Below are 12541 nucleotides of genomic sequence, written 5' to 3'. Positions count from 1 at the left end.
TGATGTTCCCCCCGCGTTTCCCAAAACCCGTCCAGTGGAGTACAGAGTGGTAGAACCCGCCCCGCAGGTCACGATCATCGTCCCGGTCTACAACGTCGAGGACTACCTGCCCGAGACACTTGAGTCGATCGTGGCGCAGACCGTCTTCGCCCAGTGTCGCGTCATCCTCGTCGACGACGGCAGCACCGACGGCTCCGACCTGCTGGCCAAGCAGTTCGCGGCGGAGCACCCGAACGTGACCGCTCTGCAGCAGGAGAACAGCGGGCCGGGGGCGGCCCGCAACCTGGCTCTCGACCTGGCCGACACCCCGTACGTGACGTTCGTCGACTCCGACGACCTGTTGCCGCCGCGTGCCATCGAGGTGCTGCTCAAGGCGATCGTGACCCACAGGGCGAGCATCGCCATCGGCGACATGGACACCTTCCCGAAGCCGACCTCCTTCCTGTGGAAGAAGCCGTTCGGCAAGGGTGACCGGCTGTTGGAGACCGTCGTCGACGCACCGGATCTGATCTTCGACGCGGGCCCCTGTCACAAGCTGTACGACCTGGCGCAGCTGCGTCAGCACGGCCTGCGGTTTCGCGAGGGTGTCCACTTCGAGGACGCGTTCCTGGCCATTCCGATGCTGCTCAAGGCGGAGCGCATCGCTCTGGTGGACACGGTCGTCTACAAGTACCGCCGCCGTGACACCGGTAACTCCATCATGGACAACCTGTTCATTCGGGAGCAGAACTACTGGGATCACCTGGAGCTCTGCGAAACCCTCGCCAAACTGCGGCCCGAGCTGGATGTCTTCCGCCGTGAGGTGCTGGAACGCTTCCTGGTGCGCAGCTACCAGGGCTTCGCGATGCGGGCACACACCCTGTTCGAAGATGCCGCCCTGTGGCGGATCTTCGAGAAGTGCACGCAGATCTACCAGGACGTCGATCCGGCCTTCATCGCCCGCTGGACCGCCGACACCCGGCACCGGGTGGCCTACCTCGCCTTCAAGTCCTATGACTTCGACCTGTTCGCGCGCCCCTGGGAGCGGGTGCAGGGTGTCGTCGCCTGTGGTGGGGAGCTGCACCTCGACTACCCGGTCACTCCGGCCCTGCTTCCGTTGACCCGGGTGAGCGCGGTCTCCGTGCGGCTGGAGCAGGCGCGGCTGACCGAGTCGGGCGAAGCCCTCAAGCTGTCCGGGCACGTGCAGATCAACGGGTTGCCCATGCACCGACCGATCCGTACGCCCCTCGGGCTGCGGCTGCGGGGCAGCAAGCTGACGGTGCCCGCCACGCTGGAGCGGCGCAGCGATCTGAAGTCCGCCGACGACAGCCGGGAGTGGTCCGGGTTCGCGGCCGAGGTGCCCGTCGCGCAGTTGCGCACCGGCAGCCACCTCCTGCGGCTCGTCTTCCTGACCGAGACGGGCCAGGCGTCTCGGCAGTGTCTGATCTCTGCTGCGTTCCTGCGCGACGCTCCGATGAAGCTTGCCGGGGACACCCGCATCCTGCCGGGCTTCGCCGGGCGCGATAACGCCACTCTGCTGGTCCAGCGGGCCGGCGGCACCGAGGGCCGGCGCCGGTGGCGGCGGATGCTGGTACGCAAGGACCTTCGACACGTCGTCTCCCGTGGGCCCTTCTGGAAGCAGCGCCTGCTGCGTCTGATCACCGAGCCGCTCATGCGCGGGCGTGACATCTGGCTTGTCGGGGAGCGCAAGGACACCGCGCAGGACAACTCCTGGCACCTGTTCCGACACCTCCGCAAGGTCGAGCGCAGGCGGAACGCCTACTACGTGATCGCCAGCGACAGCCCGGACCGGGCGCGGCTGCGTGGGCTCGGCAACGTCGTGACGTACGACTCGTTCCGGCACAAGTTCCTCATGCTGCACGCCACCAAGTTGATCAATTCCTACGACATTGACTCGTACATGCTGCCGTCCCGCTGGGATCGAGGGGCGTACCTCAAGCACCTCAACTGGCGGGTCGGCCCGGCTCGTGTCTTCCTGCAGCACGGCGTCACGGACAAGGACGTCAGTGGCGGGTTGCACCGGGCCAAGACCGGAGTCGACCTGTTCGTCGCCGCGGCCGGCCAGGAGGCCGAGTACGTGTCGAAGCAGTTCGACTACGGCGACGCGGCCCAGCGGTTGGGTTTCCCGCGCTTCGACGCACTGGTCCCGGACCGCGGTGGGCGGCGGATTCTGCTGATGCCCACCTGGCGCAGCTACCTGGTCAGTCCGTCCTACAACCCTGCTCTGCGCCCCAGGTTCCCGTTCGACACTTCCGGGTACGCCCGGTTCCTGGGGGAGTTGTTCGGCAGCGAGGAGTTGCGCCTCAGCCTGCGGCGGCACGGGTACACCCTGGAGTTCCTTCCGCACTACGAAATGCGGAGTGTCTCGACGGCCATGGTGCCCACGGACCCCTGCTTCACCGTGGTGGACCAGACGCAGCGCAGCGTGCAGGACGCCCTGCGGCAGTGTGACCTCTTCATCACCGACTATTCGTCCACCGCCTTCGATGTCGCCTATCTCGGCACTCCGCTGATCTACGCCCACTTCGACAAGGAGGAGTACTTCTCGATCGGGGGCTATCGCAAGGGCTACTTCGAGCACGAGGAGCACGGGTTCGGCCCGGTCTGCGAGACCGCGACGGAGACGGTGGAAGCGATCATCCGGTACCTGGAGAACGGGTGCGTCCGCGAGGAGGAGTACTCGCGCCGGGCGGCCGATTTCTTTGCCGTTCAGGACCGAAACAACTCCCAGCGGGTGGCCGCCGCCATCGCGGCATTGCCAGGACCGCAGCGGTGACCGGTCCGACGCACACGCCGGGGGAGCCTCCCCGGGCGCTGGCCGAGCCCTCCGGACTGGTGGAGGTCTACCGCCGGGTGCTGAGCCCGCAGACCAGGCGTGCCATCGCGACGAAGGTGAGCCCTCGGGCCCGGCACCAGTTGAAGCAGTGGGTCGCCCGGGCCGCGCGCGACGGCCAACTCTCCGAGCGCCGGGGCGAACGGCTGGCGCGCCGCCAGCCGGAGTTGGTGGCCGGAGCGGACCGGGTGGTCGTCACCGCCGACCGAGGGCCCCGGGTGGCCCGGATCGCGGTGTCCGTCACACCCCTGCGAACGCGGCTGGAAAACCTGCGGACGGTGACGGGGGCGCTCGACGAGGCCGGCGTACCCCACTTCCGGGTACGGGGCGAGGCCCACCGCTCGTCGGTGGTCGCCGTCGACGCCGAGGACCGCGCCCGGGCGTACGCCGCACTCGCCGCCGCCTGCCGGCGGGTTCCCGGTTACGTCTCGGTGCCGGACGGTACCGGGCAGCCAGCTGCCGGGTTCGAACCGAAGACCTGGGACCGGCTGGGGGACGCTCCGGTGCTCCGGCTGACCTGGTACTGGACAGATCCCCGGCGGCGGCTGGTGCTGGGGCAGGTGTACGGGTGTGACGTCGAGTTCTGGACCCGTGCGGGTGACATGTTCGTCGCACCGCGGCCCAACCCCGTTGCCGAACAGGTGGCGGCGTCGGCGCCGATGGTCCTCGTACCGGAGTCGCGGTTCACCGGCCTGGCGCCCGCGACGGCCCCGGCGACAGCGTGGACCCGTCCGGAGTTTGCCGCGCCTCGCCCGGTCGACGTGCCGTTCCCGGTCGACGTGGTCTACACCTGGGTCGACGGCGCCGACCCGGCCTGGCTGCGCCGACGGGCCGAGGTGGCCGGGGTGCCGTACCACGCCGAGGCGGCGAACGCGGCCCGGTTCCTCAGCCGCGACGAGCTGCGCTACTCGCTACGGTCGCTGCACCTGTTCGCGCCCTGGGTGCGCCACATCTACCTGGTGACCGACGACCAGGTGCCGGCCTGGCTGGACCCGTCGGCGCCCGGGCTGCGGGTGGTCAGCCACCGGGAGATCTTCTCTGACCCGACGGTGCTGCCGACCTACAACTCGCATGCCATCGAGAGTCAACTGCACCACATCGACGGGCTCTCCGAGCACTTCCTGTACTTCAACGACGACGTCTTCCTCGGCACCGAGGTACTGCCCCAGGACTTCTTCCTGGCCAACGGCATCTCGCGGTTCTTCCCCTCGCCGGCGCTGGTACCGCCGGGCCCGCCCACCGCCGGGGACATCCCGTCGTCGGCGGCCGGGAAGAACAACCGGGCTTTGATCGCGGAGCGGTTCGGCACGGTGCTGACCCAGAAGATGAAGCACATGCCGCACGCGTTGCGGCGTAGCGTGCTCCAGGAGATCGAGCAGACGTTCCCGGAGCAGTACCGCCGGACCGCGGCCAGTCAGTTCCGCAGCATGGACGACCTGTCGGTCGCCTCGTCGCTGCACCACTACTACGCGTTCCAGACCGGTCGCGCGGTGCCGGGGAACATGCTTTACACCATCGCCGAGTTGTCCCACCCGGACACGCCCGCCCGGTTGGCCCATCTGCTGGCGCGCCGGGACCGGCAGGTGTTCTGCCTCAACGACGCGTTCTCCGTCGAGGAGGACCTCGCCGCCCAGTTGGCGCTGCTCACCCCGTTCCTGGAGACGTACTTCCCGGTTCGGAGCCCGTGGGAACGAGCCTGACCCGTCGCGCGTACGGCGATGGCCGGCCGCGCCCTCCCCGGCTGCGACCGACCACCGTGCCTTCGTGACGAGCGGGGCTCAGTACGAGTAGCCCGAGCCTCCGGCGTCGTTCGACCCGCTGTCCGCCGGCGGTGCGACCGCCTTGGGCGTGGAGGTGGGCAGGCAGCTGAGGTTCTTCTTGCCGTCCGGTTGGACCACGAACCAGGTGCCACCAACAGCCTGGCCCTTCCACTGGCCGGGCTTCTTGTCGCCGATGTAGCGGTACACCGGCCAGCCGCCGACGGTGAGCTGACGGGTGCCATCCTGGCGGGTCACGCTGCTGACCTTGTCGTCGGAGACTCCGGTGAGCTGCGGGTTGCCGTCGGTCAGCGCCGGGGGCCACACCTCGGCGCACTTGTCGACGCAGTTCGACGCGGGCGGGTCGGCGGTGTCCTTGTCGAAGCGGTACAGGATCCAACCGTCCTGGTCGGTGACCACCTTGCCCATCCGGGCGACACTCTTGCCGACCAACTGCTCGGTCAGGTTGACGTTCGCAGGCGGCGCGTCGCCGGCCGGCGCCTCCGCGGACGCCGAGGCTTCGGCTTCAACCGTCGCGCTGGGCTCGGCCGCGGCGACGGCGACCGGCTCAACCGCGCTCGAGTTCGCCCCGTCGTAACCTGCGGGAGCGCAGGCCGTTAGTGCGACCATCGCGCTCGCGACGATGACGGTCCGCTTCATCTTTGCCACGTGCCCTCCTCATTCTTGGTAGTCCACCCATAGGTACGGCGGGCGGGCTGTCAAGGTTGAAGCGTTAACAGTGGTCAATTTCACGTAAATTGATTGAACCGATTCGGGTGCTCACGCGTACGCCCCAGCACGGGACACTTCCCGGAACGACAGATCGGCGCCGGTCATTGTGGCAATGACCGGCGCCGATGCGGTACGTGAGGACTACATGGGCACGGTGACCAGCGGACTCGCTACACCGTTGGCATCCACCGACTGCACCTGGAGCTGTTTGATGTCACTCACCAGGGCCGACGTCGAGGCACTCAACTCGAGACCCTGAGGTCTGTTGTTGGTGCCGTAGCCACCCTCCGGCACCGACCAGGTCGAAATCACCTCGGTGCTGGCGTTCTTGCGCACCACCACCAAACGGCAGGTGCGTGGGCCGGGCAACTTCCGAAGGCTGAGATTGATCCGGGTGCCGTAATCCCGGGTCACCAGGAACATGGTGGTCTGCACACCGGTGGTCGGGTCGGTGGCCTCGACCTGGTCGCCCTCCTCCTCGGTGCCGCCGACACCCGGGCCGCTCGGCGGGGCCGTCGGCCCGCTCGTCGCCGGGTCGCTCGGTGCGCTCGGCGTCGAACCGGCGAGCACCCCCGGCGGCTGTTCGTTGCCGGTCACGCTGACGAAGCCGTACCCGGTCAGACCGCCGAAGACCACCACCGCGGCGGCGGTCGCGAGCATCTGACGAAACCGGGTACGTCGCCGGTCGGTCCGCACCGCGCTCAGCGTCCGGTTCAGCAGCGCCGGGTCGGTCGCGGTCTGCTCCAGCGCCATCATCGTCTCGCCGTCGATGTCGGAGAGCAGCCCGACCACCGGCACCATCGTCTCCAGTTCGGCCGCACACGCCCAGCAGGTGGCGAGATGCTCCTCGAACCGCTCAGTGTCCTGCTCGTCGAGCACGCCGAGCGCGTACGCCGCGACGTCCATATGGTCTGGCCGGCTCATTCTGTCACCCCCCGCTCCTGTAGAGCCGTGCGCAGCGCGCGCAGCGCGTAGTAGACCCTCGACTTGGCGGTGCCGAGTGGGAGCCCCAACTCCTCGGCGGCCTCCGGCACCGTCCGCCCCCGGAAGTACGTCGAGATCAGGATCTCCCGGTGCGACTGGCTGAGCGTACGCAGCGCGTCCGCCACCGTCATGGTGCGCAGCACCCGGTCGGTGCTGTCCGCCTCAGCGAAGGCGGTGAGATCCCGGTCGTACGTCTCCGGCGGCCGGGCCTCCTGGCTGCGGTGCTCGTCGATGGCGATCCGGCGGGCCACCGTGACCAGCCACGGCCGCAACGAACCCTGCCCCTGCACGCCGAGGCGGTGCGCGTTGCGCCAGGCCCGCAGCAGCGTCTCCTGGACGATGTCCTCCGCACGCTGTCGGTCCCCCCCGGTGAGGCGCATGACGAACATCAGCAACGGGCCGGCGTGCTCGGCGTAGAGCAGCCGGATCAACTGGTCGGAGTGGCTCGCCTCGGTTGACGTCGCCTGATGGCGCCCGGGCGCCGGTCGCGGCGTCACCGGATCATTCTGGCGAGACGTCGGGCGCGCGTCGACCCCCCGGGCAGACGAGGTCGGCCGCGACGAGGACCGCGCCGACAACCAGTCCGCGCGTACCGCGTCGCCATGCCAACCGGCCGCCAACGCATGCATGCAGACCTCCGGAGTGTCCGTGACCATCGCCGGCCCACGAGGTGGGCCGCCCGGTGGTACGCAACACCGCCCCGAGCGGATCAACAAACGGCGAAAAAAGTTCCCCACTGCCCTCGGGCGGAGGGTCAGCGGCGTACGGAGAACAGACCCGGCGGTGGCGGATCGGAGCCGGTGGCGTCGGCGTCCCGGACCACCTGCGAGCCGCTGGTGAAGCGGTCCAGCTCGTCGCCGGCCACCACCCGGCCGGGGAACCAGTCGCCGGCGGCGCGCCGGGTCAGCTCCGGCACCGGCGGTGTGACCCGCCCGGCGACCAGCACCAGGTTGCCGTACCGGCGGCCGCGCAGCACCGCCGCGTCCCCGACCAGACAGGCCTGCGGCAGCACCGAGCGGACCGTGGCGACCTGCCCACGGGCGTGCCGCAGCGGCGGACCGTCAGCCAGGTTCGCCAGATACCAGCCCGTGGGGCGGAGCACCCGGGCCACCTCGGCCGCGTACTCCACCGAGGTGAGGTGGGCCGGGGTGCGGGCACCGGCGAACACGTCGGCGACCACCACGTCGTAGCTGGCGTCCCGGGTCGAGGTCAGCACGGCCCGCGCGTCCTCGACGCGGACCCGCAGCCGGGCGTCGGCCGGCCAGGGCAGCGCCCGGCGAACCAGCTCCACCAACGCACCGTCCACCTCGGACACCCGCTGCGTGGAGCCGGGGCGGGTGGCGGACACGTAGCGGGGCAGGGTCAGAGCGCCGCCGCCCAGATGCAGCACCCGCAACGGTTCACCGGCCGGTGCGATCAGGTCCACCGCGGCGGCCAGCCGCCGCACGTACTCGAATTCCAGGTGGGTGGGGTCGGTCAGATCGACGTGCGACTGCGGCGCGCCGTCCAGCAGCAGCGTCCACGAGCCGGCCCGGTCCGGGTCCGGAACGAGTTCGGCCTGCCCGGTGTCCACCTGCTCGACCACCCGGTCGCCCGCCCGTTTACGTCCCATCGTGACCAGTATCCGCATTCACCTGGCGGCGCGGGCCGCAGCGGTCAACGCGCGGTGCAACAGCCGGGAATCACCCAGCAGGGCGCGCAGTCGGCGCTCCAGGCCGGCGATCGGGATCAGATTCTGTGGGGCCCGCGGATCCTTGTACGGCGTGGAGGCGAAGCGGGGTAGGGTGACCAGCGACAGGTCGGCCAGCTCGATCGCCGCCTCGACGGGCAGGTCGGCGGAGCACTCCACCCGGACGATGCCCGCCCACGGCGCGCCGATCGCCACCGGCAGCCGCAGATACCACGACCAGCCACCCCAGGCGGTGCCGAGCCGGAACACCGGCGAGCGCTCACCCGACGCCATGCCGGTCACCACGGCGGTCAGCCGGGCGTCGAGGTACTGGCTGTGCTGGGTCTTGATGTAGCCGAGCGTGCGCGGCAACTGCCGGCGACTGCGCAACGGGCCGTCCACCACCAGCAGGTCACCGTCGACCCGGGCGGCGTCGGACACCGCCACCTCCAGCGCGGTTAGCGGGCCCTGCACGGCGGCCGGCAGCTTCGCCAGCTCGCCGGCGCCCCCCACCCGGTGCACCGAGTAACGGATCGCGCCCGCCACCACGTCCTGCGCCGACGGGCTCGCGGTGAACAGACCCCGGCCAACCCGGGCGCCGGCCAGCTGCGCCGCCCCCCGGCCCAGGTCGCACCGGACCACCCCGGCCGCGTACGAGGCGGCCAACCCAGGGAACGACCCGCCGTCGGTCTCCGCCGTCCAGATGCTCGCGTCGATCCGGCGAACCCCGTCGACCAGCAGCACCACGTCGGGTGCCCGCACCCCGGCGCGGACCCCGATCGCCCGCCAGTCCACGGCGGGCAGCTCCGCGTCCGCGTCGACCTGCGCGCTGCTCTGCGCGGCCGGTCCGGCGGCGGACGCCTCGAACGACGCCCCGTACGCCGGATCCCACGAGTCGACGAAGAACGCGGCGTCGCTCCTCGGCATCACCGGCCCGTCCGTTCCACGCGGGCCGAACGGGCATCCTTGCGCACCTCGAAGCGGACCGGGATCCGCTCGGCCAACGCCGGCACATGGGTGACCACGCCGACCATGCGGTCGCCCCGGGCGGCCAGGTTTTCCAGGGTGGCGGCCACCGTGTCCAGGGTGGCCGCGTCCAGAGTGCCGAAGCCCTCGTCCAGGACGATCGACTCCAGGCTCGCCGCCGTGGTCGACATTCCGGCCAACTGCTCGGAGAGCGCCAGGGCCAACGCCAGCGACGCCTGGAACGTCTCACCGCCGGAGAGGGTGCGCACGCCCCGGCGCAGCCCCGCGTCGTGGTGGTCGACCACGAAGAACTCGCCCTTGTCGTGCACCAGCTCGTACTGCCCGGAGGAGAGCTCCCGCAGGATCCCCGACGCACCGTCGACCAGCAGGTCCAACGCCTCGGCCAGCAACCACCGCTCGAAGTTGTTGGCCCGCAGATGCCCGGCGAGCGCGCGCGCCACCTGGGCCTCCCGCTCGTGCCCGGCCCGCTGCTCGCGCAGCGTCCCGGCCTGCTCGCGGCGCTCCCGCAGCCGCCGCCGCTCGGCGTCGGCCCGCTCCACCGCCACGGTCGCGGCGTGCACCGGGTCCTCACCGACCGGCACCTCGGCGGCCGCGAAGATACCGGCGATACGCCGCTGCACCGAGTCGGCCACCGACTCGGCCTCGGCGACGGCGACGGCCCGGCCGGCCCGGTCGGCGCGGCGGCGGTCCGCCTCGGTCGTCGCCCAGCCGGTCAGCGCCGCCCATGCGGCGGCCACATCGTCCCGATCGGTCGCGGGCGGGCCGAACCGGGCCAGCCCGTCCCGGGCGGTGTCGAAGGCCCGCCACGCCGCCCGCAGTCGTTCCTCGGCGGCGTCCACCCCGGCCCGCGCCTGGCGGGCCGCCTCGCGGCCGGCGCGGACCGCGGTCGCGGCCTCCTCCAGCGCGCGCCGCAACCGGGCGTGTTCGGCCAACTCCCGGCGCAGCACGGCCGGCTCGGCCGCGTCGGTGAGCTGCCCGTCCAGCTCGGCCAGCCGGGCTTCCACCTGTTCCTGCCGGGCCCGCGCCTGCACCAGCAGCCGCTCCAGGTCACGCGCCGCCGCGTCCCGCTGCTGCACGGTCGCCTGCGCGGCCTTGGTCGCGGCCCGCGCCGCCTTGCCCGCCGCCGTCGCGGACGCCACCGCCGAATCGGCCGGTACCGCCGGCACCTCGACCACCGGCTGTTCGCACACCGGACAGGCCGCGCCGGCATGCAGGTGCACGCGCAGGCTGACCGCCAGGTCGGTGGCCTTCGCCTCCTCGTGCGCCCGGAAGGCCGCTTCCAGCTCGGCGTCGGCCCGCTCGGCAGCCGCGCGGGCTGCCGTCAGCGCGGCCACCGCCGCGGCGTGCTCGTCGTTCGCCGCGCTCACCGTCGCGCGGACCGTGTCGGCCTCGCCGGACAGCCGGTCCCGGTCGTCGTACGCCCGCAGCAGCAGTCGCACCGCGCTCTCGTCCCCGGCACCGGCCAGCTCGCCGCGCAGCTTCTCTTCCCGCTCCTCGGCCAGCGACACCCCGCCCGCCGCCGCCTCAGCCTCGGCGCGCGCAGCGGTCACCGCGCGGGCCACCTCGGTCACCCCGCCCGGCGACCGCACCCCGGTCAGCACGGTCAGCTCATCGTCGAGGGCGCTCAGCGCAGCTGCCGCCTCCCGCGCGGTGACCCGGGCCGCCGCCAGCTCCGGCACGGCGCCGGTCACCGCGGCGGCCAGCTCGGCCATCCGGTCGACCCGGGCGTCAGCCTCGGCCAGCGCCTCGTCGTCCACGCCGGTGAGCCCGGCGAGCACCTGGTCGACCGCTTCGAGCCGGGCCTCCGCCTGCGCCGCTCGCGCGGTCGCCTTCTTCTGCACGTCCTCGTAGACGCCGAGGCCGAGCAGGTTGACCAGGATCTGCTGCCGGGTCGCCGGCTTGGCGTGCAGGAAGTCGGCGAACTGCCCCTGCGGCAACACCACACAGCTGGTGAACTGCTCGTACGGCAGCCCCACCGCCTCCAGCACCGCCTGCTCCATCTCGGCGGGGGTGCCGGCCACCACCTCACCGAGGTCGTCCGGGCTCAACCCGGTGTCGAGCTTGGTCACATCGAAGCCGGCCGGCATCAGCTGCAACCCGGCGTTCGCGGTCTTGACGTTGCCCCGGCCGTCCCGGCGGACCACCCGGGTCGCCACGTAGCGGGCCCCGCCGGACTCGAACACCAACCGCACCCGGGCCTCGGTCGCCGACGGCGCGAGCGCGTTCGCCAACCCCCGGGCGCCGCCCCAGCGGGGAACCATGCCGTAGAGGGCGAAGCAGATGGCGTCCAGCACGGTGGACTTACCCGAACCGGTCGGGCCGATCAGGGCGAAGAAGTCGGCGTCGGTGAAGTCGACGGTGGTGTCGTCCCGGAAGACCGTGAACCCGGCCATGTCCAACCGCATCGGACGCATCAGTGATCGACCTCCTCGAAGATCTCGTCGAAGAGCTCCCGGACGCCGTCGTCGGCGTGGCCCCGGCTGTCCAGGTAGTCGGCGAACAACTCCCGGGGGGAACGCCCCGAGCGCTGTGCGATGCGGGCACCGCTGCCCGCAGCGGCCAACAGCTCCGGGTCGATCCGGATCTCCAGCGCCCGGGGGAGCAGCTCCTGGACCTCCTCGCGCAGGCCGGCGCGGGGCTGCTCCCGCACGTACACCCGCAGCCAGGCGTCCGGTGCCTCGATCTCGGAGAGCTGGGCCAGGGTGCCCCGCACCGTCCGCAGCGCGCTCGCCGCGGTCACCGGCACCTCCCGCACCCGGGCGGCGGTGCTGGCGGTCACCTCGACCAGCGTCACCGAGGGGACATTTTCCTGCTCACCGAAGTCGACCGCGAGCGGGCTGCCGCTGTAGCGAACCGGGCAGGGGCCGATGACCCGCTGCGCCCGGTGCAGGTGGCCGAGCGCCACGTAGTGCGCGGTGGCCGGGAAGACGGTGGCCGGAACGGCGTAACCCAGCACGGTGTGCGCGTCCCGCTCACCGCCGCCGGTGGTCGCACCGGTCACCGTCACATGCGCGGTGACCAGGTGCACCCGGTCAGGTTCGGTGAAACCCTCGGTCAGTCGGCCCAGCACCCGGCCCAGGTGGTCGGCGTACGTCTGGTTGGTCTCCGCGGCGGTCAGCTCGTACATCTCCAGCGCACGCACCGCGTACCGCTGGGACAGGAACGGCAGCGCGGCCAGCTGCCACCGCTCCCCGCCGCCGGTGGTGCCATCGATGACGTGCTCGTCCGGATTTTCCCGCACCCCACCGCGCAGCGTGATGCCGGCGGCGTCCGCCCATGGGCGCAGCGCGTCCAGCGCCGGGCCGTTGTCGTGGTTGCCGCCGATCGCGACCACGTCCGCGCCGGTGCGACGCAGCGCGGTCAACGCCCGGGTGACCAGGCGGGTCGCCTCCGAGGTGGGTGCGGCGGTGTCGTAGAGGTCGCCGGCGACGATCACCAGATCCGGCTGCTCGGCGCGGGCGATGTCGATCACCCCGGCCAGCACGGCGGTGTGCTCCTCGGCCCGGGACTGCCCCTTGAGCACCTTTCCCACGTGCCAGTCGGAGGTGTGCAGGATCTTCATGGCTGTGCCGGCCCCTA

The 12541-nt window shown here is 71.5% G+C and carries 9 protein-coding genes; 2 read left to right on the top strand and 7 right to left on the bottom strand.

Annotation, left to right across the window (positions count from 1 at the left end; translation table 11 throughout):
- Nucleotides 1-46: 46 nt before the first annotated feature.
- Both ABZT18_RS01210 and ABZT18_RS01205 read left to right on the top strand, forming a co-directional pair.
- Nucleotides 47-2776: a CDP-glycerol glycerophosphotransferase family protein gene (locus ABZT18_RS01210; protein WP_354993374.1), complete on the top strand. Its 2730-nt coding sequence runs from the start codon at nucleotides 47-49 to the stop codon at nucleotides 2774-2776.
- Nucleotides 2773-4533 (top strand): stealth family protein, encoded by a 1761-nt coding sequence (locus ABZT18_RS01205; RefSeq protein WP_354993375.1) that lies wholly within the window; start codon nucleotides 2773-2775, stop codon nucleotides 4531-4533. Before ABZT18_RS01210 ends, ABZT18_RS01205 begins: the two co-directional genes overlap by 4 nt.
- Before the next feature lie 78 nt (nucleotides 4534-4611).
- Here ABZT18_RS01205 and ABZT18_RS01200 read toward each other — a convergent pair whose 3' ends face one another.
- The 7 genes from ABZT18_RS01200 to ABZT18_RS01170 form a co-directional block, all read right to left on the bottom strand.
- Nucleotides 4612-5259, bottom strand: coding sequence for a hypothetical protein (locus ABZT18_RS01200; RefSeq protein ID WP_354993376.1), 648 nt, complete (start codon nucleotides 5257-5259; stop codon nucleotides 4612-4614).
- Nucleotides 5260-5463: 204 nt separating this feature from the next.
- Nucleotides 5464-6246, bottom strand: coding sequence for a zf-HC2 domain-containing protein (locus ABZT18_RS01195; protein ID WP_354993377.1), 783 nt, complete (start codon nucleotides 6244-6246; stop codon nucleotides 5464-5466).
- On the bottom strand, nucleotides 6243-6935 hold the full coding sequence (locus ABZT18_RS01190; RefSeq protein ID WP_354993378.1) for a sigma-70 family RNA polymerase sigma factor: 693 nt from the start codon (nucleotides 6933-6935) through the stop codon (nucleotides 6243-6245). Before ABZT18_RS01190 ends, ABZT18_RS01195 begins: the two co-directional genes overlap by 4 nt.
- Nucleotides 6936-7060: 125 nt before the next feature.
- On the bottom strand, nucleotides 7061-7918 hold the full coding sequence (locus tag ABZT18_RS01185; RefSeq protein ID WP_354993379.1) for a fused MFS/spermidine synthase: 858 nt from the start codon (nucleotides 7916-7918) through the stop codon (nucleotides 7061-7063).
- Between the two features lie 18 nt (nucleotides 7919-7936).
- The gene (locus ABZT18_RS01180) at nucleotides 7937-8902 is read right to left on the bottom strand and encodes a hypothetical protein (RefSeq protein WP_354993380.1); all 966 of its coding nucleotides are present in this window, start codon (nucleotides 8900-8902) and stop codon (nucleotides 7937-7939) included.
- A complete protein-coding gene (locus ABZT18_RS01175) occupies nucleotides 8902-11376 on the bottom strand; it encodes an SMC family ATPase (protein WP_354993381.1) in 2475 nt (824 codons plus the stop codon). The genes ABZT18_RS01180 and ABZT18_RS01175 overlap by 1 nt, the downstream gene beginning before the upstream one ends.
- Nucleotides 11376-12524, bottom strand: a complete 1149-nt coding sequence (locus tag ABZT18_RS01170) for an exonuclease SbcCD subunit D (RefSeq protein ID WP_355250150.1) — start codon at nucleotides 12522-12524, stop codon at nucleotides 11376-11378. Before ABZT18_RS01170 ends, ABZT18_RS01175 begins: the two co-directional genes overlap by 1 nt.
- Between the last annotated feature and the right edge of the window lie 17 nt (nucleotides 12525-12541).

It is taken from the genome of Micromonospora sp. NPDC005291, assembly GCF_040607415.1.
Lineage (GTDB): Bacteria > Actinomycetota > Actinomycetes > Mycobacteriales > Micromonosporaceae > Micromonospora.
Note: the sequence above shows the minus strand (reverse complement) of the source record. Positions and strands in the feature narration are given on the sequence as shown.

What these genes read in the sequence shown, in the direction of transcription:
- ABZT18_RS01195 (WP_354993377.1), bottom strand. Translation starts at nt 6,246, where the DNA reads ATGAGCCGGCCAGACCATATGGACGTCGCGGCGTACGCGCTCGGCGTG.
- ABZT18_RS01190 (WP_354993378.1), bottom strand. Translation starts at nt 6,935, where the DNA reads ATGCATGCGTTGGCGGCCGGTTGGCATGGCGACGCGGTACGCGCGGAC.
- ABZT18_RS01185 (WP_354993379.1), bottom strand. Translation starts at nt 7,918, where the DNA reads ATGGGACGTAAACGGGCGGGCGACCGGGTGGTCGAGCAGGTGGACACC.
- ABZT18_RS01180 (WP_354993380.1), bottom strand. Translation starts at nt 8,902, where the DNA reads ATGCCGAGGAGCGACGCCGCGTTCTTCGTCGACTCGTGGGATCCGGCG.
- ABZT18_RS01175 (WP_354993381.1), bottom strand. Translation starts at nt 11,376, where the DNA reads ATGCGTCCGATGCGGTTGGACATGGCCGGGTTCACGGTCTTCCGGGAC.
- ABZT18_RS01170 (WP_355250150.1), bottom strand. Translation starts at nt 12,524, where the DNA reads ATGAAGATCCTGCACACCTCCGACTGGCACGTGGGAAAGGTGCTCAAG.